Annotated in this window: 21 protein-coding genes; 9 read left to right on the forward strand and 12 right to left on the reverse strand. The window is 69.7% G+C overall.

Annotation, left to right across the window (positions count from 1 at the left end):
- Positions 1-39: 39 nt before the first annotated feature.
- The 5 genes from BMW26_RS14940 to BMW26_RS14960 are packed head-to-tail and all read right to left on the reverse strand — an operon-like array spanning position 40 to position 6791.
- Complete coding sequence (locus tag BMW26_RS14940) at positions 40-1623, reverse strand: ABC transporter ATP-binding protein (RefSeq protein WP_072591908.1); 1584 nt, start codon at positions 1621-1623, stop codon at positions 40-42.
- Positions 1620-2486, reverse strand: coding sequence for an ABC transporter permease (locus BMW26_RS14945; protein ID WP_072591909.1), 867 nt, complete (start codon positions 2484-2486; stop codon positions 1620-1622). Before BMW26_RS14945 ends, BMW26_RS14940 begins: the two co-directional genes overlap by 4 nt.
- Positions 2483-3439, reverse strand: a complete 957-nt coding sequence (locus BMW26_RS14950; RefSeq protein WP_082586693.1) for an ABC transporter permease — start codon at positions 3437-3439, stop codon at positions 2483-2485. Before BMW26_RS14950 ends, BMW26_RS14945 begins: the two co-directional genes overlap by 4 nt.
- The gene (locus BMW26_RS14955; protein WP_072591910.1) at positions 3436-5094 is read right to left on the reverse strand and encodes an ABC transporter substrate-binding protein; all 1659 of its coding nucleotides are present in this window, start codon (positions 5092-5094) and stop codon (positions 3436-3438) included. The genes BMW26_RS14950 and BMW26_RS14955 overlap by 4 nt, the downstream gene beginning before the upstream one ends.
- Positions 5091-6791, reverse strand: a complete 1701-nt coding sequence (locus BMW26_RS14960) for an amidohydrolase (protein ID WP_072591911.1) — start codon at positions 6789-6791, stop codon at positions 5091-5093. The genes BMW26_RS14955 and BMW26_RS14960 overlap by 4 nt, the downstream gene beginning before the upstream one ends.
- Positions 6792-6953: 162 nt before the next feature.
- Between BMW26_RS14960 and BMW26_RS14965 the strand changes: the two genes are divergently transcribed.
- From BMW26_RS14965 to BMW26_RS14980, 4 genes are all read left to right on the forward strand, one after another.
- Positions 6954-7610, forward strand: coding sequence for a TetR/AcrR family transcriptional regulator (locus tag BMW26_RS14965; protein ID WP_072591912.1), 657 nt, complete (start codon positions 6954-6956; stop codon positions 7608-7610).
- Between the two features lie 94 nt (positions 7611-7704).
- Positions 7705-8967, forward strand: a complete 1263-nt coding sequence (locus BMW26_RS14970) for a flavin-dependent oxidoreductase (RefSeq protein WP_072591913.1) — start codon at positions 7705-7707, stop codon at positions 8965-8967.
- Positions 8964-9419 carry a MarR family winged helix-turn-helix transcriptional regulator gene (locus BMW26_RS14975; RefSeq protein WP_072591914.1) on the forward strand — a complete coding sequence of 152 codons (456 nt, stop codon included), beginning with the start codon at positions 8964-8966 and terminating at the stop codon, positions 9417-9419. The genes BMW26_RS14970 and BMW26_RS14975 overlap by 4 nt, the downstream gene beginning before the upstream one ends.
- Entirely contained in the window at positions 9416-9889 is a 474-nt protein-coding gene (locus tag BMW26_RS14980) for a DUF3237 domain-containing protein (protein WP_072591915.1), read from the forward strand. Before BMW26_RS14975 ends, BMW26_RS14980 begins: the two co-directional genes overlap by 4 nt.
- Positions 9890-9945: 56 nt before the next feature.
- Here the strand turns inward: BMW26_RS14980 and BMW26_RS14985 are convergent, their stop codons facing one another.
- On the reverse strand, positions 9946-11412 hold the full coding sequence (locus BMW26_RS14985; RefSeq protein ID WP_072591916.1) for a carboxylesterase/lipase family protein: 1467 nt from the start codon (positions 11410-11412) through the stop codon (positions 9946-9948).
- A gap of 124 nt (positions 11413-11536) precedes the next feature.
- On the opposite strand from BMW26_RS14985, the gene BMW26_RS14990 reads away from it, so the two are divergent.
- Complete coding sequence (locus tag BMW26_RS14990) at positions 11537-12082, forward strand: hypothetical protein (RefSeq protein WP_072591917.1); 546 nt, start codon at positions 11537-11539, stop codon at positions 12080-12082.
- A gap of 51 nt (positions 12083-12133) precedes the next feature.
- On the opposite strand, the gene BMW26_RS14995 is transcribed toward BMW26_RS14990, so the two are convergent.
- From BMW26_RS14995 to BMW26_RS15015, 5 genes are all read right to left on the reverse strand, one after another.
- Positions 12134-13099 carry a DNA-methyltransferase gene (locus tag BMW26_RS14995; RefSeq protein WP_232224481.1) on the reverse strand — a complete coding sequence of 322 codons (966 nt, stop codon included), beginning with the start codon at positions 13097-13099 and terminating at the stop codon, positions 12134-12136.
- A 38-nt stretch (positions 13100-13137) separates the two neighbouring features.
- Positions 13138-14187 carry a lipoate--protein ligase family protein gene (locus tag BMW26_RS15000; RefSeq protein ID WP_072591918.1) on the reverse strand — a complete coding sequence of 350 codons (1050 nt, stop codon included), beginning with the start codon at positions 14185-14187 and terminating at the stop codon, positions 13138-13140.
- 49 nt (positions 14188-14236) lie between these two features.
- Positions 14237-14974 carry a DUF1684 domain-containing protein gene (locus tag BMW26_RS15005; RefSeq protein ID WP_072591919.1) on the reverse strand — a complete coding sequence of 246 codons (738 nt, stop codon included), beginning with the start codon at positions 14972-14974 and terminating at the stop codon, positions 14237-14239.
- A 161-nt stretch (positions 14975-15135) separates the two neighbouring features.
- Positions 15136-15990 carry an alpha/beta fold hydrolase gene (locus tag BMW26_RS15010; RefSeq protein WP_072591920.1) on the reverse strand — a complete coding sequence of 285 codons (855 nt, stop codon included), beginning with the start codon at positions 15988-15990 and terminating at the stop codon, positions 15136-15138.
- A gap of 55 nt (positions 15991-16045) precedes the next feature.
- Positions 16046-16783 carry a copper homeostasis protein CutC gene (locus BMW26_RS15015; RefSeq protein WP_072591921.1) on the reverse strand — a complete coding sequence of 246 codons (738 nt, stop codon included), beginning with the start codon at positions 16781-16783 and terminating at the stop codon, positions 16046-16048.
- 81 nt (positions 16784-16864) lie between these two features.
- Between BMW26_RS15015 and BMW26_RS15020 the strand changes: the two genes are divergently transcribed.
- The 3 genes from BMW26_RS15020 (at position 16865) to BMW26_RS17495 (ending at position 19189) form a co-directional block, all read left to right on the forward strand.
- Positions 16865-17305: a MarR family transcriptional regulator gene (locus BMW26_RS15020; RefSeq protein ID WP_056279186.1), complete on the forward strand. Its 441-nt coding sequence runs from the start codon at positions 16865-16867 to the stop codon at positions 17303-17305.
- A 5-nt stretch (positions 17306-17310) separates the two neighbouring features.
- A complete protein-coding gene (locus BMW26_RS15025) occupies positions 17311-18657 on the forward strand; it encodes an MFS transporter (RefSeq protein ID WP_082298048.1) in 1347 nt (448 codons plus the stop codon).
- Positions 18658-18748: 91 nt separating this feature from the next.
- The gene (locus BMW26_RS17495; RefSeq protein ID WP_083569392.1) at positions 18749-19189 is read left to right on the forward strand and encodes a hypothetical protein; all 441 of its coding nucleotides are present in this window, start codon (positions 18749-18751) and stop codon (positions 19187-19189) included.
- A gap of 70 nt (positions 19190-19259) precedes the next feature.
- On the opposite strand, the gene BMW26_RS15035 is transcribed toward BMW26_RS17495, so the two are convergent.
- Positions 19260-19811: a hypothetical protein gene (locus BMW26_RS15035; protein ID WP_072591922.1), complete on the reverse strand. Its 552-nt coding sequence runs from the start codon at positions 19809-19811 to the stop codon at positions 19260-19262.
- Positions 19812-19945: 134 nt separating this feature from the next.
- Between BMW26_RS15035 and BMW26_RS15040 the strand changes: the two genes are divergently transcribed.
- Positions 19946-22474: a LuxR C-terminal-related transcriptional regulator gene (locus BMW26_RS15040; protein WP_157557450.1), complete on the forward strand. Its 2529-nt coding sequence runs from the start codon at positions 19946-19948 to the stop codon at positions 22472-22474.
- Positions 22475-22489 lie beyond the last annotated feature (15 nt).

Consider the following 22489-nt stretch of genomic DNA (forward strand, 5'->3'; position numbering starts at 1 on the left):
GACGCGGCGACGCACCGTCCCGTGCGTCGCCGCCTCGGTTCACGTGATCGGCACGGGCACCGAGTCGATCAGCAACCGGGTGTATTCGTGCTGGGGATCGCTCAGCAGACGCTCTGTCGCGCCCGCCTCCACGATCTCCCCGCGACGCATCACGATCGTCTCGGCGCAGACTCTTCGCACGACCGCCAGGTCATGACTGATGAAGAGCAGGGTCAGCCCCTGCTCCCGGCGGATCCGGGCGACGAGATCGAGCACCTGAGCCTGCACGGACACGTCGAGTGCGCTCGTCGCCTCATCCATCACCAGCAGCTCGGGTTCGACGGCGAGCGCCCTGGCGATCGCCACACGCTGACGTTGGCCGCCTGACAGCGTGCGCGGGCGGGCGGTGAGATGCTCTTCTCCCAGCCCCACGGCGGTGATCAGTTCGCGCACGCGCTCGGCCGCGTCGTTCCCCGTGCGGCCGCCGTGGAGTCTCAGCACATCCTCTATCGCTCGCCCCACGGGAATTCGCGGATCGAGCGAGAGGTACGGGTCTTGGAAGACCATCTGCACGCTCTTGGCACGCTCCAGCCGCTCGGCGCGCGATCGCGGGATGCCCGCCATGGATCGGCCGCCGATCGTGATCGCTCCGGCATCCGGCTCCTCGAGTCCGACGATCATCCGCGCCAGAGTCGACTTGCCCGACCCGGATTCGCCCACGACGGCGAGCGCACCGCCGCGGGGAACGACCAGATCCGCATCGATCACGGCGGAGACCGGCTCTGCACCGCGGCGCCGATAGGTCTTGCCCACCCCCGTCACGACGAGTTGCGCCTCGGCACCCGACACGGCCGTCGGCGGTGAGATCTCCCCCGAGATGCGGGGGGTCGCCGCGACCAGACGCCGGGTGTACTCGGCGGTCGGCGCCACCAGCACGTCCCGCGCCACTCCCTCCTCGACGATCGCGCCGTCCTTCATGACGACGAGCCGATCGCAGAGCGACCCCGCGAGGTTGAGGTCGTGGGTGATGAACAGCATCCCCATCCCGCTCTGCTCGCAGAGATCCCGCAGCACCTGGATGATCTCCGCCTGTGTCGTGACGTCGAGAGCGGTGGTCGGCTCATCGCAGACGAGCAGGCCGGGAGATGTGCTCAGGGCCCCGGCGATCATGACCCGCTGCAGCATGCCGCCCGACAGCTCGTGCGGATGCTGCGACAGATGTTCCGCCGGAGCGGGAAGCCTGACGGCGGAGAGGAGCTCGACGGCGCGGGTGCGAGCGGCCTCCTTCGCCCACCCCTCGCAGAGCCGCAGCCCTTCGGTGATGTGATCGCCGATCGTCCGCATCGGGTTGATGCCGGCGCGCGGATCCTGGAAGACCATCGCGGCCTCGTGCCGACGGATCTCCTGTCGCTCCGCCGCGCCCGCGAGCGGGGACCGTCCGTTCACAGCGACGGCTCCGCCGACGGTCGCACGATCGGGAAGAAGACCCAGCACCGCACGGGCCGTGAGCGACTTGCCCGAGCCGGACTCGCCGACGAGGCCGACGGTCTCGCCGGAGGCGATCCGCAGCGAGATGCCGTGCAGCAGTCTGGTGCCGTTCGGAAGATCGAGCGTCAGGTCGCGGATGTCGAGCAGAGCGTTCATGAGGGGTTCCCTCCGCCGATTCGGTCGGACAGTTCTTCGCCGATGATGTTCACGCACACGACGACGAGCACGACGGCTACGGCCGGGGCGATCGCCGGCAGGAACTGCCCTGCGGCGACTCCCGACTGCGCCTCGTTGATCATCGCGCCCCAGTCGGCGGTCGGCGCCTGCACGCCGAGCCCCAGGAACGAGAGGCCGGCGAGCTCGGCGAGCACGTATCCGAAGTTGAGGGTCGACTGCGCGCCCACGATCGGCGTGACGTTCGGCAGCACTCGCCGCGAGGCGATCCAGCCTCCGCCGAATCCCTGCACCCGATAGGCCGAGACATACGGCCTCGAGCGCTCGGCCATGACCAGCGACCTCGTGAGCCGTGCCACGAACGGCGCGTACGCGATGCTCATGGCGATGACCGGGGCGACCAGCCCCTTGCCGAACAGCGCGACCGCCATGATCGCGATCAGCAGAGACGGGAAGGCGAACAGCACGTCGAACATCCGGCTGAGTGCGGCATCGATCCACCCTCCGCGCCACCCGGCCCACAGCCCCAGCAGGATGCCGAGGACGGTGGAGAACAGCACGACGAGCAGCGGGCCGATGAGCGCCGTGCGACCGCCGTAGATGAGGCGGCTCAGCAGGTCACGTCCGAGGGAGTCGGTGCCGAGCCAGTGGGCCGCGGACGGCGGCGCGAGGAACGACGTGAAGTCCACCGCATCCGGGTCGTAGGGTGCCACGAAGGGGGCGAAGATCGCCGCCAGCACGACCGCGCCGAGAACGACGACGCTGGCCAGGTAGAGGAATCGCGGGCGGCGCCCGCGAGGTGCGCGCAGCACCCGCATCGCGAGCGTCGGAGTCGAGGAGGTCATCGGGCACCAGCTCCTGCAGCGGATCGGGGGTCGATCCAGGGTTCGAGGACGTCGACGATCGCGTTCATGACGACGAACGCGCAGACGACGAAGAGGACGATGGCCTGCACCACGGGGAAGTCGAGCCGATCGACGGACTGCACGAGAAGCGACCCGATCCCCGACAGCCCGAACGCCGCCTCGACGATCGAGCTGGCGACGATGAGCCCCGCCACGAGCACGCCGCTCACGGTCAGGATCGGACCGAGGGCGTTGCGCAGCACGTGCCGCCGCACGACGATCGATCGACGCACGCCCCGACTCGTCGACACCTCGACGTGCTCACGGCTCAGCTGATCGACCATGGCCGACCTGGTGACCTTGCCGACCAGCACGATGAAGACGAGCGCCAGGGCGATCGACGGCAGGGTCAGGTGATAGACCATGTCGATGAAGCCCTGGCCCGACCCGAAGGAGGGGAACCAGCCGAGCTGCACGGAGAACACCGCGATGAGGACGATCGCCCCGACGAACGACGGGATCGCGCCGAGCACCGTGAGTCCGATCAGGACGAAGCGATCCAGCGCCCTCCCGCGGTTCAGCGCCGCGACAGCACCGAGCACGACGCCGGCGACCAGCACGATCGTCCCCGCCATCGTGACGAGCATGAGGGTCACGGGAAGCCGGTCGCCTATCACCTCGGTGACGTCCTGCCGGTACTGCAGCGAGCGCCCGAGATCGCCGTGGAGCAGACCGAGAACCCATCGCAGGTACTGCTCCCACGGCGGCAGGTCCAGTCCGTACTGGGCGGTCACCTGCGCCACCGCCTCTGCACTGGGCTTGCGCCCGCGCAACAGGAAGCTCACCGGGTCGCCGGGCACGAGGAAGCGCGAGAAGAAGACGAGCAGCGATGCCAGGAACAGGGTCAGCAGCAGCCCACCGAGCTTCCCGGCGACCCGGCGCGCGGCTGTCATCGGGCGCCGATCGTGGCCGCCCACGGGTAGTACATGAAGGCGATCGACGGCTGGACTCCGGTGATCCTCTCGCCCAGATAGAGCGATATCGGCGCCTGATACAGCGGGAGCCACGGCAGCTCCGCATTCGCGATCCGCTGGGCCTCGGCTGTGAGCTCGCTGCGCGCGGCCGGATCGTCGATCGTGACGGCCTCCTGCAGGATCGCGTCGAACTCCGGGTCGGACCACCCGCCGTAGTTGCTGAAGTCGCCTGTCCGAAGCACGGAGTACATCTCCAACGCATCCGGGCTCGAGAGATACCAGCTCGTGTAGAAGAGGTCGACGCCTTCGCGGGCGGTGGGGTCGGAGAACAGCGCGGTGTAGGCGTTCGGGGTGACGGTCTCGACGTTCACCGTCAGCCCGATCGACCGGGCAGCGGCGACGGTCGCCTGCGAGATGACTGCGAAGTCGTTGCTGATCGGCGCGGTGACGTAGGTCAGCTCGGCTCCTTCGGCGCCGGCTTCGGCGATGAGGCTCTTCGCCTGCTCGAGGTCCTGCTCGTAGGAGGTGACGTCGTCGAACGCAGCGGTGCGCGCGGCATCAGAGGCGTCCTGCCAGACCGACGGGGTGGTCATCACGTCGGTCGTCTCGCCGACGCCTCGGTACGCAGCCTGAAGGATGCCGTCACGGTCCATCGCGAGCAGCAGGGCCTTGCGCACGCGCACGTCGCCGAGGGGACCGTCGAGATCGCTGACCACGATGTTGCCCACCGCGGTGCTCATCCCGAAGAGCACGTCTCCCTTGCCCGCCGATCGGAGCGTGGAGACGGCCTCCATGGGAACCATCCACGATCCGTCGACGCTTCCGGACTTGAGTGCGTTGATGCGCGCGGTGGGGTCGGTCATGAAGACGAACTCGACCTCGCCGGACCGCGCCCGGAGTCCCTCATCCCAGTAGTCGTCGTAGCGGGTCATCGTGATCGACTCACCGGACTCCCACGAGGTCAGCTCGAAGGGACCGGTGCAGTTCACACCGCCCGTCGAGTTGCCGTAGTCGGCGCCCTTCTCGGCCAGGGTCGCGGCCGACTCGATCACGCCGGCGGACCCGCCCATGCCGAGATTGAACTGCGAGTCGGGCCCGGTCATCGTCACCGTCACCTCGCGCTCGCCGGTCTGCTCGATCGACTTCACGTTCTGGTAGACGGAGTACCAGAACGATCCGACGGCCGGGTCGAGGTGTCTGCTCATCGACGCGACCGCATCGGCCGCTGTGAGCGCAGTGCCGTCGTGGAAGGTGACGCCCTCTCGGATCGTGTACACCCAGGTGTCGGGCGTCGGATGCGCGAACGATTCCGCGAGGCCGGGGCTGAGGGAGTAGTCCGGGTTCAGCCGCAGCAGAGACTCGCAGGTGTTGGCGAGGATCGAGTTGTCGGCGTAGTCGAAGGCGTAGGCGTAGTCGAGCGAGTAGGGCTCGGCATAGGTCGCGAACGTGAACGAGTCGATGTCGCCGCTGGGCGCGGCCGTCGTCTCGGTCAGCTCCCAGTCGATCGGCTCCTCCGACCCGGAGCCGGTCGTGTCGGCCGGGCCGCAGCTGGCGAGCGCCGCGACGGCGAGGACGCCGACGAGCGCGGTCGCGCCTCCTCGGGCGAGGGAACGGGAGCGGAGCGTGCGGTTCATCGGGACTCCTTGCGGTCGGTGCCGGGCGAGGTGGAGGCGAGAGCGTCTGCCGTGTGGACGCGGCGCCCGTCTATCCAGGTGGACGTGACGCGCGCCCGGTGCAGTTCCGCCACCGGCAGTCGGAAGGGATTCGGTTCGATCACGACGAGATTGGCGAGGTATCCCTCGCGGATGCTGCCGGTATCGTCATCGCGTCGGTTCACGTACGCGGACCCCGAGGTGTACGCGGCGAATGCCGTCTCGAGGTCGAGTCGCTGATGCGCTCCCCCGAGCGGCGGCCGCTCGGACCCCGGATACGAGCGGTTCACGGCGACATGGATGGCCGCGAGCGGATCTGCCGTGGAGACCGGCCAATCGCTGCCCGCCGCCAGTCGCGCACCCTGTCGCACGAGATCGCCGAACGGATACTGGCGGTCCACCTGTCCGTCCTGCAGGAACGGCAGCGTCAGGTCGTCGAGCTGGTCTTCGTGGGTCGCCCAGAGCGCCTGGATGTTGGCGATCGCGCCGAGCGGCGCGAAGCGGGTGGTGTCGTCCTCCGAGACGACCTGGAGGTGCGCGAGGTGGTGGCGTCCGTCGGTGTCGCCGTTGGCGTCACGGGCGACCTGCAGGGCGTCGAGGGCCTCGCGCACGGCGCGGTCGCCGAGCGCGTGCATGTGCACCTGCTGACCCGAGGCGTCGAGGGCCGTCACGTATTCGCGCAGCCGGTCCGGGTCGATGAAGCTCAGTCCGTGATTGCAGGTGTCGTGTCCGGACTCGTCCCGATAGGGGGTGAGCATTGCCGCGGTCTGGTTCTCTGCGACGCCGTCGACCATGATCTTCGTGGTTCCGAGGTCGATCCGGCGATCGGGATGAGCGGCGGCGGCGCGCTCGCGGCGTTCGGTCATGCGGGCGACCTGGTCGACTCCGCCGTCTCGCAGCCACCATTGCGCCCCCACGACGTGCACGAGCAATCGCCCCTCGGCTGCGGCCCGCTCATACGCGGCGAGCGGATCCGAGATCCCGCCGGAGTCCGCACCGACCATGGCGTCCTGCCACCCGGTGATCCCGAGGGCGATGAGCTCTTCCTGTGCACGCAGAAGTCCCTGGTAGGCGAGATCGGCAGAGGTCGCGGGGCGCACCGCGGCGAAGAGGTCGCCGGCGCCCTCGTGGAACGTACCGGCGGGAGAGCCGTCGATATCGCGGACGATCCGGCCGTCCGCCGGGTCCTCCGTCTCGGCCGTGATCCCCGCCCGCTCGATGGCCGCCGTGCTCGCCCACGTGCTGTGGTGATCCCGGCTCTGCAGCAGCACGGGCCGACCGCCTGTCGCGTCGTCGAGCAGTTCACGCCGCGGGTTGCCCCCGGCGAAGTGGTCCATGCTCCAGCCTCCGCCGAGGATCCATTCCTCCTCCGGGTGCGCCTGTGAGTACGCGCGGATGATCGCGACGGTGTCGTCCGCATCGGCCGCGTCCGAGAGATTGCACTGCAGCAGCTCGATTCCGCCGCCCACCGGGTGGATGTGCGCGTCCTGGAAGCCGGGGCTGAGCAGCGCCCCGCCGAGGTCGATGCGGCACGAGTCGGGGAAGGTGTCGAGGTCCGCCTCGGATTCCGGGACGACCGCCGCGATGCGACCGTCGCGTACGACGACGGCATGATCCGCGAGCGGAGAACCGCTGCCGGTGAACACGAGACCTCCGTGGAAGACGAACTCGCTCGCCATAGTGGACCTTCCCTCATCGTCGATGCTGCTGGAACGCGACAAACGTATCCTCGGTCATCTATGGTGTCAACAGTGTTGTCAGAGGCGATGCGATTCCGTTGCCATCGGCTCGGGATCGCCGCATCGCATGGCACGATGGAGCAGAGAAGACCGGAGAGACGAATGGCGAACAAGGCATCCGCGCGCGTGCGGCTCGACAGGGCGACGATCATCGACGCCGGCATGGAGCTCGCCGAGACCGGAGCGGCATCCATCTCGGTGCGAGAGCTCGGTGCCCATCTCGGCGCCGACCCGACCGCCATCTACCGTCACTTCGCGAGCAAGGACGCCCTGATGGGCGCACTCCTCGACGAGCTCAACGGCCAGGCCGCAGCAAGCGTCGACCTTCCGGTCGACGACTGGGCGGGCCGCCTGCGCATGCTGAGCGAAGCGACCCTCGCCTCCTTCACCCGCTACCCGGCCATCGGCGCGGAGGCGACGAGCCTGACCACGCACGGCGCGGGCGAGCTCGCGGCGATCGAGCTGATGCTCGATGCCTTCCACCGCGCCGGGCTGCGAGGGCAGGAGCTGGTGCGGCACTACGCACTGCTCGCCTCGCACGTGCTCTCGGGCGCCGCGGGGATCGCTCGAGCGAGAGCGGATCGCAGCCACGACGGCGAGGACAGCCCCTGGATCGACTCGCCGCTGCTCGCCGATCCGCGACAGTTCCCCCTGATCGCCGAGAACAGCGCGCTGCTGTCGGACCTGCAGGACCGGGAGCTCTTCCTGCTGGGCGTCGACGTGATCATCGAGGCCGCACGCACGGCCGCCGCTCGCTGAGGAGCTCTGTCGATCCGCCTCTTGCGCTGGATATGGTTTTGTGACAAAACTATATCTGACGGCGGCTCGGATGAGCCGCGAACAGGAGCGATCAATGAAGATCATCATCATCGGGGCGGGGATCGGCGGACTCGCCACAGCGGTCAGCCTGCATGAGGCCGGGTTGCGCGACGTCGCCGTGTTCGAGCGGAGCACGGCGATCCGTGGGCTCGGCGTGGGCATCAACCTGCTGCCGCACGCACTGCGCGAGCTCACCGAACTCGGCATCGCCGACACCATCGCCGAGCTGGGGGTCGAACCGCAGACGCTGGCCTACTACAACCGCTTCGGGCAGCCGATCTGGAGCGAACCGCGCGGGCGCGAGGCCGGATACCGCTGGCCGCAGCTGTCGGTGCACCGCGGTCGTCTGCAACTCGCTCTGCGTGACCTCGCTGCAGCGCGACTCGCAGAGCCCATCCGCCTCGATCACCGCCTCATCGACGTCACCACGAACGATGACGGCACCGAGACCGCGCGCTTCGCCACCGCCGACGGCACGGTCGAGGAGACCGCCGACGTGATCATCGGCGCCGACGGCATCCACTCGGCACTGCGTGCTCTGCGCTACCCGAGTGAAGGAGCCCCGCCCTGGAGCGGCCTCACGCTGTGGCGCGGGGTCACGCGGATTCCGGCGTTCCTCGACGGCCGCACCATGATCATGGCGGGCGACGGCGAGCAGAAGTTCGTCGCGTATCCGCTCGCACCCGCAGACGCCGACGCCGACGGACGGATGCTGGTGAACTTCATCGCCGAACGCCGCGTCGGCGGCACGGGAGACGCCGACTGGAACCGCCAGGTCGAGCCCGGACCGATCGCCGAGCTCTTCCGCGACTGGCGCTTCGACTGGCTCGATGTGCCGGCCGCGATAGCCGCCGCCGACGAGATCCTCGAGTACCCCATGGTCGACCGAGACGCACTGCCGCAGTGGACGTTCGGTCGCACCACGCTGCTGGGTGATGCCGCGCACGCGATGTACCCGAACGGATCGAACGGCGGATCCCAGGCGATCCTCGATGCGCGCACGCTGGCCTTCCACCTCGCGACAGCCCCGAGCATCGACGAGGGTCTCGCCGCATACGAGCAGGACCGCCGCCCCGCGATGACCGCTCTGCTCGCCGGCACTCGCGCCACGGGGCCGGAGCGCGTGATGCAGCTGGCTCGCGAGCGCGCGCCGCAGGGCTTCGCCGACATCGACGACGTGATCCCCTCTGACGAGCGCGAGCGGATCGCCGCCGACTACAAGAAGGCGGCCGGTTTCCTTCCCGAGATCCTCAACGAGCGCCCCTCGCTCACCCCGGCGTCGGCGGTGGGTCGATGAGCGGTTTCGATGCGGCTCGACTCGCCGGCGTCATCTCCCCCCTGCGGCGCGCGCTCCTCGCCGCGACGCGGGCGGAGGCTGGGCTTCCCGAGCTGTCGGATGCCCAGATCGACGTGATCCGGGCCCTGCCACGCGGCACCTCGAAGGGTCCGGCGGAGATCGCCGCGCGGCTGCGACTCAGCCGATCGACCGTGAGCAATCTCCTCGGGGCGATGGAGGGCGAGGGCCTCATCGAACGACGCCCGGCGCCCTCCGACGGCCGTCGGGTCATGGTGCAGGCATCAGCGAAGGCGCTCGACCTGTTCGACCGGTTCGACGCCGCGAACTCCGCTCTCGTCGCACAGGCGACGAGTCGGCTCGACGACGAGGAGCGAACCGCGCTCGCGGCCGCGGTTCCCGTGCTGGAGAGACTCTGCGACCTGCTCGCCGCCGACCATGAGGAGACCCGATGACCTCGCACGATGAACTCCCCCGACCCGACCTCGAGTTCGCCTTCGACGTCACCGTCGACCTCGGCCCGCTCGAAGATCACCACGCCACCAGCGTCGGCCATCGCCGTGTCGTGCCGATCCTCGGCGGGCGCATCACGGGCGCCGTCGAGGCCGAGATCCTGCCCGGCGGAGCGGACTGGCAGATCGTGCGACCCGACGGGACGATCGAGATCGACGGCCGCTACTCGGCACGGACCGACGGAGGCGATCTGCTGCTGCTGCACGCGAAGGGACTCCGCACAGGGACTCCCGACGTGCTCGAGCAGCTGCGACGCGGTGAGGACGTCGACCCGGGCGCGTACTACTTCCGCACGACCGTGCAGATCGAGACGGCCGCGCCGGCACTGGCCCACCTGCAGCGAACCCTGTTCCTCTCGGCCGCTCAGAGGCAGGCGGATGCCGTGCGCTACCGCGCCTACCGGGTGAACTGAGCCCCGCAGCCGGGCACGGGCCCGGCTCGGGCCCGGCTCGGGCCCGTCGAGGCGTGTCAGACCAGCGCACGCACCGACGCGTACGCATCGGCGACGTCGCGGGTGGGCAGGTCGTACACCCGCACGATTCCGGCATCCCCCTGGTGCTCCGGCCAGCCGGGATCACCCGTGGTGAGGAACGCGACGGCGGCATCGTGCAGCTCGTCGGCGAGTTCCTGCGGCGGATTCGGTCCGGCGAGCGCCTCCATCGAGGGGCCGTCGAGGCAGTCGAAGAAGAACGGCACGTCGAGGCAGTGCTCCGCGAAGCCGAAATGCCCTGACGGCCACGAGAACCGGTAGAGCCAGGTGGGCGCGTCGCCCCGGGCGGCTGCGATGCGGGGAACTCCGCTGCGGAACATCCGATCGGTGAGGACGCGACCGGCGAGGCGGGCCTTGCCGAGACGGGCGACGTCGGCGTTCGCGGCGAGATAGTCCGCGCGGATCGTCTTGCGCAGGCCCAGCCGGGTCAAGAGGACGCCCTGCGGCACCCAGCGCAGCGCCCTCGCGGCGCTGCCCGTGAACGCCATGGTGAACTCGTCGTCGGCTGCGCCGATCACGAGCGGCTTGTCGGCACCGACGCCGGCACGCAGAGAGTCAGGGGTCGGACGTACGAGAAGGTCGCCGTCGATCGCGGGACCGAGCGGAAGCCCCTCATCGATCATGCTGGTCATCGACGACGGACCGAGCTGGGTGGCCTTCTTCTGCAGGGCGAGCAGACGCTCCTCCGCGACCGATGAGAATCCGGCCACGGTGGGGTCGACGCTCGCCGCCGCAGCGAGCGCCCGCCCGAATGCCTCGGCTCGCGGTGCCGCGACATCGCCGAGCGCTCCCGAGATCGCATAGACGCCGTGGAACAGGTGCTGCGCCTTCTCCATGCCGAGCAGGGTCAGCACGGCGCCGCCGCCCGCGGACTGCCCGGCGATCGTCACCCGCTCGGGGTCTCCGCCGAATGCGTCGATGTTCTGCTGCACCCATTCGAGAGCGAGCAGCCAGTCGCGCACGCCACGGTTCGACGGGGCGTCCTCGATCCAGCCGAATCCGTCGAAGCCGAGCCGGTACGAGATCGACACGGTGACGACGCCGTCGCGGTTGAAGTTCCGGCCGTCGTACCAGGGGCTCGCCGGAGAGCCCGCGAAGTATCCGCCGCCGTGGATCCACACCAGCACGGGAAGACCCGCCGCCGTGGGATCGGGCGTGAAGACATTGACGTTCAGAGTCGAGTCGCCCTCGACACTCGGCTCGGGGATCAGTGTCACCCCGGGATCGCCGCGCTGGGCGGTCGCAGCGAACTCGAGGGCGTCGAGCATGCCGTCCCAGGGCGCCTTCGGCATCGGCGCCTGGAACCGCAGGTCACCGACCGGCGCCTCCGCGAACGGGATGCCGAGGAAGGCCGCCGACCGCGGTGCGCCCCTGCCTCCGGTGGTCGGGCGCCAGCGCCCGCGAACCCGCCCCGCGGCGGTCTGCACCTCGACGTACTCGGTCATGACTCTCACACTCTCACGCCGAGACTCTCTCCCGCCGAACGGCAGCCCGGGATGTGTCCCGTCGGTCGATCCTCGTCCCGCATGTTCCCGCCACGGACCGCGCCCGTCGCCTAGTGTCGACGTCATGGTCTACCCCCGCGCCTACTTCTCCGCGATCACGAACGAGGCCGAGTTTCTCGCCGACTACGAGCCCTCGCTCGCACGGTGGGCAGACGAGGACGGATCGACCCTGCTGATGCGAGCCCTCCGCAACGCCGATCCCACCAGCCGGGTCGCGATCGCCACGCGACTGCTCGACGACGGCGCTGATGCCGCCGCAGCGACCGAGAGCCACGTGAACGCTCTGCACGTGTTGCTGAGCGCGACAGCACACGATTTCACCGCCGAAGCGCCTCTGCTCGCCCGCCTGATCGATGAAGGTGCGGATATCAATGCCGACAGCGGCAGTCGGTGGGGCACGCCGCTGCAGACGCTCAGTCGCACGCTCAAGTTCTCCGACGAGACTCTCGGTCCGTTCTACGACGTCCTGTTCGCCCGCCCCGGTCTCGATGTGACCACCCCGAGCAGCGTGGGACGCAGCGTCACCGAGAGCGCACAAGCCGCCATCAGACGCCGGGCCGACCTGCTCGCGCGTTGCCACGCGCACACGAGAACCCACGCACCACGCTGACGCCTGTGGCGGCAGGCGAGCATCCTTGCTGAGAGTGCTCCGCGTGCGGGGCTACTCCCCGACGCGGGTCACCACGGCATCGGGCATCCGCTCGGTCATGACGCGCACGGCCTCGGGGTTGTCGTCGACGAGCACCGCGTCGCGCCCGAGAGCCGAGGCGACGGCCCCGGTGGTGCCGCTGCCGGCGAAGAGGTCGAGCACACGGTCGCCCGGACGGCTGGACGCCCGCACGATGCGCCGCAGGATGCCCTCGGGTTTCTGCGTCGGATATCCGGTCTTCTCGCGGCCAGTCGTCGGCACGATCGTGTGCCACCACACGTCGGTGGGCAGCTTGCCTCGGGCGGCCTTCTCTGCCGTGACGAGGCCGGGAGCCATGTACGGCTCGCGATCGATGTCGTCGGAGTTGAACACGTACTCGCGGGGGTTCTTCACGTAGACGAGGATCGTGTCGTGCTTGGTGGGCCAGCGACGGCGGGACTTCGCACCGTAGTCATAGGCCCAGATGAGCTCGTTCAGGAAGCAGTCGCGGCCGAAGACCGCATCGAGCATCACCTTCGCGTAGTGCGCCTCGCGGTAGTCGAGGTGCAGATAGAGGGTGCCGTCGTCGGCCAGCAGTCGCCACGCCTCCTCGAGCCGCGGCATCAGGAAGGCACCGTAGTCGTCGAAGCGATCGTCGTAAGTGCGCAGCATCCCGCGCACCCGCTCATAGGCGTGGCCGTGGAACCCGTGCCGCACCTCGGCCGGCGGCGCCGCCGGTTCAGAACTCAGCACGATCGGCGTGACCGCCGCATCCGACCCGCGGGATTCCGGGAGTCCGACTCCGGACGCACCCGGTTCTTGCTGAGTCGTGAACGTGCGACGGGCGGTGACCACCTGTCGCTCCTGCGTCCGGCCGGTGTTGAACGGCGGGTCGAGGTAGACGAGCGTGAACGACGCCGACGGCAGGGTCGCCGCGACGGCGAGGTTGTCGCCCTGGATGATCGAGACGTCACCGCGGACGACGGGAGCGGGATCCACCGCCCCGGGATCAGACGAGGGGTCAGGCGCGGGGTCGGTCACGGAACCCGGTGCAGCCACGTGTCGGTGGCGAACTTCGACTCCACCAGAGCCTCGGCATCCGCGTACTCGTCGGAGCTGATCGTGCCGTCCTCCGCCGAGGTGAGCGAGCGGAAGGTGTCCTTGAAGCGCTCGATGATCTCGGCCCGCGCGAGGCCGGTCTGGCTGCGCAGCGGATCCACCCGCTTCGCGGCCGACGTCGTCCCCTTGTCGCTGAGCTTCTCGCGGCCGATGCGCAGCACCTCGGTCATGGTCTGGCCGTCGATGTCGTACGACAGGGTGGCGTGGTGCAGCACTCCCCCGTTGGCGAGGCGCTTCTGCGCGGCTCCGCCGATCTTGCCCGACGAGCTCGCGATGTCGTTGAGCGGCTGATAGATCGCATCGATCCCCAGCGAGCGCAGCGCCTGCAGCACCCAGTCGTCGAGGAACGCATAGGAGTCGGCGAAGGTCATGCCCTGCACGAGGGATGCCGGCACGTAGAGCGAATAGGTGATGATCTGCCCTGCGGCCATGAGCATCGCGCCACCGCCGGAGATGCGGCGCACGACGTCGAAGCCGTGCCGGGCGGCGCCCTCGGGGTCGACCTCGTTGCGGTACGACTGGAATGAGCCGATGACGACGGCCGACTGATCCCACTCCCAGATGCGCAGCGTCGGACGACGGCGCCCCTCGCCGACCCGAGAGGTGAGCACCTCGTCGAGCGCGAGGTTCATGCGCGGCGAGACCGCCTTCTCGTGCACGATCTCCCAGTCGAAGTCGTTCCATCCGGGAGCCGTGACCAGGGCGCGACGCACGGCGGTGCCGACGGCTTCGGGCGTGAAGCCCAGCAGCTGCGCGCCCTCGGGGAGCGCACCGCGCACCGCGGCGGCGATGGCCGTGGCGTCCGTCTCGACGGGCAGCCCGGTGACCGCCCGGTCGATGTCGTCGAGCGCCGTGTCTGGTTCGAGGAAGAAGTCGCCGGCGAGCCGGAAGCGGGCGATCCTGCCGTCTTCGACCTCGAGGTCGACGACGACGAGCTTTCCTCCTGGAACCTTGTATTCACCGTGCACGGTTACAGCTTAAGGCGGGGCCGTCAGGTCGGCGCGGTACGCCGCGGACTCAGCGCCCGTGCACCACCGCGCGCTCTCCGGCGCGGATCGGCGCCGAGAAGCGGTTGCCCGGCGGCGGCTGAGGACACACGTACTGGTCCGAGAAGGCGCAGGGCGGCAGGTAGGCGCGGTTGAAATCGATGACCACCGAGCCGTCTGATGCCGGTTCCTCGACCGGCAGGAAGCGGAACCGATAGGTCTCGGTGCCGTTGGTCCCGTCGGCGAAGACGGCGCTCAGGCCGCCCTGCGGCGCACGCGTCGCGGCCAGCGCCACCGCGACACCGTCGAGCGTGAACCGCAGCCGTCCGGCGAGATCGGTGTCGTGCGAGCGCCCGTCGATCGAGGTCACGGTGATCGTCTCGCCCGGCGTGGGCTCGAACACCGCCGGGATCCGCCATCCCTCCCGAGGCGGATACGCGTCGATCGCGCTGAACCGCTCGCGCTCGGGGCGTCGGGGGTTGAACACCCGCAGCGCGACGTCGCCGCGCCGGTCGAACACACGCAGCTCGCGGCGTCCGAGCCGCAGCGTCTCACGGCCCCTCAGCGTGACGACCGACCCGGCCGTGCCGAGATCGCTGCCGCGGATCCCTCCGTCTCCCGTGAGCGCCCAGAGACCCGGGACCCCCTCCACGGCGGCGGGTTCGGTGATGAGCCAGTTCGTCGACTCGAGCGCGGCCGGACCGTACTCCGCACCGGCATAGCGCTCTCGCGCGTCGTGCCATGCACGCCACTCGTCTTCGAATCCCACCCCGCACCTCCCTCTCGCCGCGAATCTATGCGGAGGAGAGGCCGATATGCCGGGATGACGTCACGCGGATTCACCCGCTGTAACGTCCGTTCACGGGGCGTAACACGCCGACGCGCGAGCCGACCGGATGATGGCGCGGCTCGCCCGGATCGAGGCGACGGTCAGCGAGCGGGAATGCGGGTGTCGAGCCACGACAGGATGTCTGCGCGCACCTCGTCCTGCTGCAGCTCGTTGAAGATCTCGTGACGCGCATCGGGGTAGACCAGCGTCGTGATGTCGGTGAGTCCCGATCGGGTGCGGTACTCGTCGGCGAGCTTGTGCACGCTGCGCGGGCCGCCGACCGGGTCGTCGCGGCCGACGAGCAGCAGCAGCGGGATGTCGCGGCCGAGGTCCTTGCGCGGACGGCCGTAGAGCTTGGCCGCCTCGACGGGGCCGAACAGCTTCAGCAGCGGCTGGTTGGTGGTGAGCGGATCCTCGTCGAACGCCGTCCACACCGCCGGATCGCGGCTCAGCCATTCGAGGCCCGTGGCGTCGTCGGCGGCCCAGCGGGCGTTGAGCGGTGCAGCGTTGAGCGATCCGGGCGTACGCAGAGCCGAGCCCGAGAGGATCACCGCATCCCATGCCTCGGGGTGGTCGTTCACGAGCATCTGCGCGAGGAATGATCCCCACGAGTGCCCCAGCAGCACGAGGGGCAGGTCGGGGTGCTCGTCCTTGATGATGCCGGTGAGGTGCCAGATCGCCGCCTCCGCCGCACGCAGACCGCCCTTGCCGAGTCGACCGAGCTTCTCGGGTCCGCCGTGCTGACGGATGCCGGTGCGCCCGTGCCCCCGATGATCGTCGGCGTAGACGATGAATCCGGCCTCCGTGAGCGCGGCGATCAGCGCGCCGTACCGACCGGCGTGCTCGCCCACCCCGTGCAGCAGCTGCACGACTCCCCGCGCATCACCGACCGCCGGGTGCACGTCGTAGACGATGGCGATGCCGTCGGCATCCGTGAATTCGCGCGTATCGGTCACGCCCCCACCCTACTGAGAGTGCGCGACATGCGTCAGGCCGACCGCGTCGGACGCGTCAGCTCGACAGCGCGGCGATGACGCCCTGGGCGATCTCGAGGTCGGTGACCTCGTATCCTCCGACGCCGTCGGCGGCCGATCCCATGCGCACGCCGCCGTCTTCTCTCACCGTGCGCTTCGCGGAGAAGTGCAGGGCGTCGACACCGGCGGCGGCGAGGGCGGCGGCGCTCGCGGCATCCACTCCGCTGCCCGCCATGATCTCGATCTCGCCGGCGGCCTCGGCGACGAGCGCCCGGAGCGTGTCGATGCCGTCGATCGCGACCGAGGCGCCGCCCGAGGTCAGCACGCGGCGCAGGCCCAGCGAGCGAGCGGCGACGAGCGTGGCGACGGGGTCGGGGGTCACGTCGATCGCGCGATGCAGGGTGACGGATGCTCCCCCGGCGGCGTCGCGCAGACGCCGCATGGCGGGGATGTCGAGCAGCCCTTCGTCGTCGAGGGCGCCGATCACGACACCGTCGGCCCCCGCCTCGATCGCACGTCGGACATCGTTCTCGGCGATCGCGATCTCGTCGGCGGAGTAGCGGAAGCCGCCCGCCCGAGGCCGGACGAGCACGTGCACCTCGACACCGACGGCATGCGCGGCGTCGATCGACAGGTCGAGGGTCGCCGGCGACGGAGTGAGACCGCCGAGCGCGAGGGCCTGGGCCAGCTCGACGCGCGCGGCGCCGACGGCCCCGGCGATGCGCACTCCGGCGGGATCCTGGACGGCGATTTCGATCGCGGGGGTTCGGGTCACCCGTCCATTGTGACCTGTGCGGCGGGTGCGTCCTGCCACCGACTTCCGATCCGGGCGTAAATTACTTAGACTGTCTAAGTAATGTCTGCGCCTGATGATTCCCTCCACCTCACCGCGACAGACCTGCGCATGGCGACGTTCCGGCTCGCACGGCGCCTGCGATGCGCTCGCGCCGTCGACGCGATGAGCGACGCGCAGCTCGCGGTGCTCGCGACGCTGCGCATGCACGGCCGCCGCACCATCAGCTCCCTGGCCGAGCGCGAGCGGGTCACCGCGCCGTCGATGACGAACATGATCAACGGGCTCGAAGAGCAGGGATTCGTGCTCCGTACTCCGGATGCCGAAGATCGCCGCCGCGTGCAGGTCGACATCACCGAGGCAGGCACCGAGATCGTGGAGCAGACCATCCGACGAAGAGACGAGCTGCTCGCCGAGATGCTCGGCGAACTGGACTTCACGGAGGACGAATTGGCGACGCTGCGCGCAGCGAGCGCCCTGATGCGAAAGGTGGTCGACCGATGAGCGCGATGTTCCGTTCCTTCTCGAACATCAACTACCGCATCTGGTTCGCCGGCGCCCTCGTCTCGAACATCGGCGGGTGGATGCAGGCGACCGCCCAGGACTGGGTCGTGCTCACCGAGCTCACCGACAACGACGCCGCGGCCATGGGCGTCACGATGGCGCTGCAGTTCGGTCCGCCGCTCGTGCTCGTGAGCCTCACCGGATGGGTCGCCGATCGCTTCGAGCGCCGCCGCATCCTGCTCGCCACCCAGAGCGCGCTGCTGATGCTCGCGATCGCCGTCGGCGTGCTGCTGCTCAACGGCGTGATGACGCTGCCGATGATGTTCTGCTTCGCTGCGGCGTTCGGTGTCGTCAACGCCTTCGACGCCCCCGCGCGGCAGGCGTTCGTCTCCGACATGGTCTCCGCCGGCGACACGTCCAACGCGGTCGCCCTCAACTCGGCATCCTTCAACCTGGCCCGCATGATCGGCCCGGCCGTCGGCGGCCTGCTGATCGTCGCGATCGGCTCGGGCTGGGTGTTCATCGCGAACGCCGTGACGTTCCTGGCGATGCTCGTCGCGCTGCTGATGCTGCGCACCGGCCAGCTCGCACCGCGCCTGAAGAACCGCCGCCCCGGCGGACTCGCCGAGGGCTTCCGCTATGTGTGGGGGCGCAGCGATCTGCGCGTCGTGTTCGTGACGGTGTTCCTGATCGGCGCCTTCGGCATGAACTTCCCCATCTTCGCCTCGACCATGGCGATCGAGTTCGGGGCGGGCGCCGACGGGTACGGAGTGCTGAGCTCGGTGCTCGCGATCGGCTCGCTCGCCGGTGCGCTCCTGGCTGCCCGGCGTGACCGAGCCAGGGTGCGTGTCGTGATCTTGGCTGCCGGGGGATTCGGCGTTGCGGCGTTCGTCTCCGCATCCATGCCCACGTATCTGACGTACGCGATCACGCTGACGTTCACCGGGTTCATGATCGTGACGCTGCTGACGACCGCCAACGGCTACGTGCAGATGACCACCGCGCCTGCCCTGCGCGGCCGTGTGCTCGCGCTGTACATGGCCGTGATCATGGGCTCGACGCCGGTCGGCGCCCCGATCGCCGGGTGGGTGGCCGACACCTTCGGGCCGCGCACGGCGATCATGCTCGGCGGCACCGCCGGTTTCGTCGCGTGCGCGATCGGCGCCATCTGGGTCTTCACCTCCGGACGACTGCACCGCTCCGAGGGCAGCCGATTCCTGATGACGCTCGACGAGACGCGACCGCTGAACATCGTCGACGAGGCCGAGATCCTCGAGAAGAAGGCCGAACCGGTCGAGTTCAGCGACGAGGCAGCCGTCACCACGCCGATCCGCACCTCGAAGAAGGACTGACCGCGTTCTGACCGGGCATCGCGGGCGGAACGCGTGAGACCGGTTTGTCAATGCCCTCCACGCGCAGGCGGGGTGGACGTACCGTCACGTCATGGACCAGAACACAGGACGCACCCCGCACCCCGAGCAGCCCGCAGAAGGCTCCCCCGACGTGATCCCCGAGCACAACACCGCTCCTGACGGCCAGTCGACGGCAGACGCCGGGCGTCAGCCCGACGAGCTCGACGGAAACGCCCAGGGCTCCAATCAGGGCGGCGCGATCCAGGGCGACAGCTCACACGGCGACTCGCCGCGCGGTGCCATCCAGGGCGACGCCGACGAGGAGAACGCACAGGGCGCTGCCCAGGGCGGCGCCATCCAGGGCGACAGCTCGCACGGCGAATCACCCCGCGGCGCCATCCAGGGCGACGCCAGCCCCGACCGCGACGCGGCCATCGGCGGCGACGAGAACACCGAAGACCAGCTGACGGCCGACAATGAGGTCGAGCAGGACACCCTGCGCACGCTGGACCCGAACGACACCCCGGCCTGAGCGCGCGGGAACGACGAAGGGGGCGGATGCCGCAGCATCCGCCCCCTTCGTGCGCCGTCTGACAGGGCGTTCAGCGAATCGTCCCGGCCCGCACGAGCAACCGCCGCACTCCGATCACGCCTGCCGCCACCGCCAGTTCGCCGACGATGCGCGCGCCGAACGTCGCCGTCAGCACGCCGGGCACCAAGTGCTCGGGGGAGAACACCGGCAAGGCGACGAGGAACAGCACGACGCCGGCGACCGCAGCGGCAAGGAGGATGCGGCGTGCGCTCGCCGTCGTTCCCCGCTGGAGCGGCAGGACCAGATCGAGCGCGATGGCGGCGCAGACCATCGGCACCGCAGCGATCGGACCGATCGGGGAGATCACCGACGTCAGCACCCCTGTGACCGCAGCGGTGAACGTGGCCATGCCCGGCACGCGGGTGACCACACGGGCGAGCAGCGGCATCGCGGTGTGCACGGCGGCGACGAGCGCGTACGCGGGCGGAGACGACACGGCGAGCAACGAGGTGATGGGCACGACCATCACGAACACCAGCGCCTGAACCGCCGCGAATGCCGCGCTGATGAGCAGCGCGCTCGTCGGCACCCGCCTCACGGTTCGGGGTCGGGCCTCATGCATCCCTCCAGCCTAGATCCGTGCAACTGCAGCGCGGATCCGTGACCGACGTCCCTCTGTCGCAGGAAGACCCTGACGCGCCTCCCCGACGATGTTTCGGAATATCGTAGAGACGCACACCATCCGGGGAGGAGACGATGCCAGCTTCTGCCGCGCTCGCGCATGTGGACGTCCCCCGCCTGCCGAGCGATGTCACCTCGCGCCCGAGACTGGTGGCCGCGCTGGAGAACCGCAGTCCGCTGACGGTGCTCCGCGGCGCGTCGGGACTCGGGAAGACGGTCGCGCTCGCGGAATGGGCGCGCGTCACCGAGTCGACGACCGTCTGGGTCACTGTCGATCCGACGAGATCCAGCAGCACCGAACTCGCCCGCGCCGCTCTGCGCGCGCTGTCCCGTGCCGGACTCACCTCACCGACCGACGACGATCTTCTGCATCCGTGGAGCGCCGTCGCGCGGTGTCTCAGCGAAACCGCGGAGGAGCTCGTCCTCGTACTCGACGACGCTGCCACCCTGTCGCCGGACAGCATCTTCGACCTGTGTCGGACGGTGGCCGCAGCGCCCCGAGCGCGCGCGATCGCAGCGACGAACCGGCGCAGCGCGTTCGATCGCGACGGCTTGAGCCTGGTGATCGATCGAACCGTGATAGGACCGGACGACCTTCTCTTCGACATGGAGGAGATCTCCCGTGCCCTGCGGATCGACGAGTCGGACGCGGCGGACGTGCTCCAGGCGACGGGCGGATACCCGGCACTCATCCACGCGGCCTCGAAGCGGTCTGCACTCGGCGACGATCCGGCGGCGGCGATCGAGGCCGCCTCGCCCGCAGTCGAGGAGTACATGCAGTCACGCCTCGAAGCCTCGGGGATCGACCCCGACGTCCTCGAGGCGCTGGTGCGCATCAGTGTCGCGGATGCCGTCGACCTCGCCTCGGCGCGCGCGCTGTCGGGCGTCGACGAGATCGAGAGTCCCCTCGACGACGCGGAGGCGTTCGGTCTCGGAAGCTGGTCGACCGACCGCCTGTTCCTCTTCGCTCCGGTCGTGCGGACGCTGCTGCGCCGCGAACTCGTGAGGTCGCACGCGGACGAGCTCCCGCGCCTCATGAACCTGGCCGTCGAGGGCGCGCTCCAGCGGCGAGCGCCCTTGGAGGCGTTGCAGCTCGCGATGGAGTACGACGATCTTCCGCTCGCATCGCACGTGATCATGTCGGGGTGGAGCCAGCTGCTCGACCACCACGGGCCCGCCGCAGTGCGCCTGCTGCGCAGGCTTCCGGTGTCCCGATTGAAGGACCAGCCACTCATCGCCATGCTGCTCGCCATCTGCTACAACGCCAGCAAGCTGAGGCGTCTGCGCGGCCTGCAGCTGATGCGCGTGGCGATCTCGGCAGCGAACTCCCGCCGCACTGATGTGGCCACGACCGAGCGCATCTTCATCTGGGCTGCCGAGAGCGCGGCCCTGCGAGTCATCGGGATGTCGGAGCGCGCCGCTCAGGTCGCTGCCCGAGCACTAAGCCTCTACCGCGAGACGCCGGAATCGGTGTGGCAGCCATACGCCCTGGAGATGCCGCTGCTCTGCACGCATCTCGGCATCTCCCTCTACTACGGCGGGCGCGAGGATGACGCGATCGAGTGCTTCGAGAACGCGGCGGCGATGGCGGCGTCGCGTGACCTGAGCAAGGCCTTCCACAGCATCGCGCTGCTCAGCGGCATCCACGCGCTGAACGGCGATATGCCAGAGGCACGCCACTACGCCGAGCTGATCCGCGAGAGCTCGTGGGAGCAGCAGCAGCGCGACGGCTACCGCGGCACCTTCTATCGCGTCGCGGAGGCGCTGCTCGCGGTCGAGGACGGCGACGTGGCCGCGGCTCGCGAGCATGTGGGCGTGTTCGGACCTCACCGCTCGACCAGCGAGCACTGGGCGACGATGGGGCTCGCTGAGGCCTGGGTCGCTCTGCACGAGGGCAGAGCCGCAGCCGGACTCGAGCAGCTGGAGTCTCTGCGACGGCTGCGACGGCGCGAGACAGGGAGCACCCACGCACGGCACGTGCTCAGCCGCGCCCGGACCCTGCTGCATCTCGCCGTCGGCGACGTGGCCGCGGCTCGAGCGACGCTGCGGCACGATGCGAGGCCCGACGAGTTCGGCACGACCATCGAACGCGCACGCCTCGCGGTGGTCGAGGGCGACGCCTCCGAGGCGGCTCGGCTGCTGGCTCCGAAGCGGGAGATCCCGCAGACCTCGCGTCAGCGCGCCGAGGCGGCCGCGATCCAGGTCGTCGCCCTGCGCCGCACGGCGGGCGCGACCGCGGCCGCGAAGGCTGCGGTCGCCCTGGGAATCCAACTGGATGATCGTGAGCTGACGACGCCGGCCACCCTGTTCGCCCCCGACGACGTCGAGCTGCTGCAGGACGCTCTGGCGACCCACGCCCCCGGGCGGCCGGTGACCGCGGTGCTTCCCGCGACATCCGATCGCCCGCGTCTATCGGCCCGCGAGCTCGTCGTGCTGCGCGCACTCACCTCGGGTGCGTCGCTGCCGTCGATCGCGGCCGACCTGAGCGTGTCGCAGAACACCCTCAAGACGCAGCTGCGGAGCATCTACCGCAAGCTCGATGCTCGCAACCGCGCCGACGCGATCGAGCAGGCCGCGAAGCACGACCTCCTCACCGACCGCTGAGTCTCGACGGCAGCA

It is taken from the genome of Microbacterium sp. 1.5R (assembly GCF_001889265.1).
In the GTDB taxonomy this organism is placed as follows: Bacteria; Actinomycetota; Actinomycetes; order Actinomycetales; family Microbacteriaceae; genus Microbacterium.

Bases quoted from the DNA above. Each gene is read 5' to 3' on its own strand.
- BMW26_RS14970 (WP_072591913.1), top strand. From the start codon at position 7,705: ATGAAGATCATCATCATCGGGGCGGGGATCGGCGGACTCGCCACAGCG.
- BMW26_RS15040 (WP_157557450.1), top strand. From the start codon at position 19,946: ATGCCAGCTTCTGCCGCGCTCGCGCATGTGGACGTCCCCCGCCTGCCG.
- BMW26_RS14975 (WP_072591914.1), top strand. From the start codon at position 8,964: ATGAGCGGTTTCGATGCGGCTCGACTCGCCGGCGTCATCTCCCCCCTG.
- BMW26_RS14945 (WP_072591909.1), bottom strand. From the start codon at position 2,486: ATGACCTCCTCGACTCCGACGCTCGCGATGCGGGTGCTGCGCGCACCT.
- BMW26_RS14960 (WP_072591911.1), bottom strand. From the start codon at position 6,791: ATGGCGAGCGAGTTCGTCTTCCACGGAGGTCTCGTGTTCACCGGCAGC.
- BMW26_RS15025 (WP_082298048.1), top strand. From the start codon at position 17,311: ATGTTCCGTTCCTTCTCGAACATCAACTACCGCATCTGGTTCGCCGGC.
- BMW26_RS17495 (WP_083569392.1), top strand. From the start codon at position 18,749: ATGGACCAGAACACAGGACGCACCCCGCACCCCGAGCAGCCCGCAGAA.
- BMW26_RS14990 (WP_072591917.1), top strand. From the start codon at position 11,537: ATGGTCTACCCCCGCGCCTACTTCTCCGCGATCACGAACGAGGCCGAG.
- BMW26_RS15035 (WP_072591922.1), bottom strand. From the start codon at position 19,811: ATGCATGAGGCCCGACCCCGAACCGTGAGGCGGGTGCCGACGAGCGCG.
- BMW26_RS15020 (WP_056279186.1), top strand. From the start codon at position 16,865: ATGTCTGCGCCTGATGATTCCCTCCACCTCACCGCGACAGACCTGCGC.
- BMW26_RS14950 (WP_082586693.1), bottom strand. From the start codon at position 3,439: ATGACAGCCGCGCGCCGGGTCGCCGGGAAGCTCGGTGGGCTGCTGCTG.
- BMW26_RS14985 (WP_072591916.1), bottom strand. From the start codon at position 11,412: ATGACCGAGTACGTCGAGGTGCAGACCGCCGCGGGGCGGGTTCGCGGG.
- BMW26_RS14980 (WP_072591915.1), top strand. From the start codon at position 9,416: ATGACCTCGCACGATGAACTCCCCCGACCCGACCTCGAGTTCGCCTTC.
- BMW26_RS14955 (WP_072591910.1), bottom strand. From the start codon at position 5,094: ATGAACCGCACGCTCCGCTCCCGTTCCCTCGCCCGAGGAGGCGCGACC.
- BMW26_RS14965 (WP_072591912.1), top strand. From the start codon at position 6,954: ATGGCGAACAAGGCATCCGCGCGCGTGCGGCTCGACAGGGCGACGATC.
- BMW26_RS14940 (WP_072591908.1), bottom strand. From the start codon at position 1,623: ATGAACGCTCTGCTCGACATCCGCGACCTGACGCTCGATCTTCCGAAC.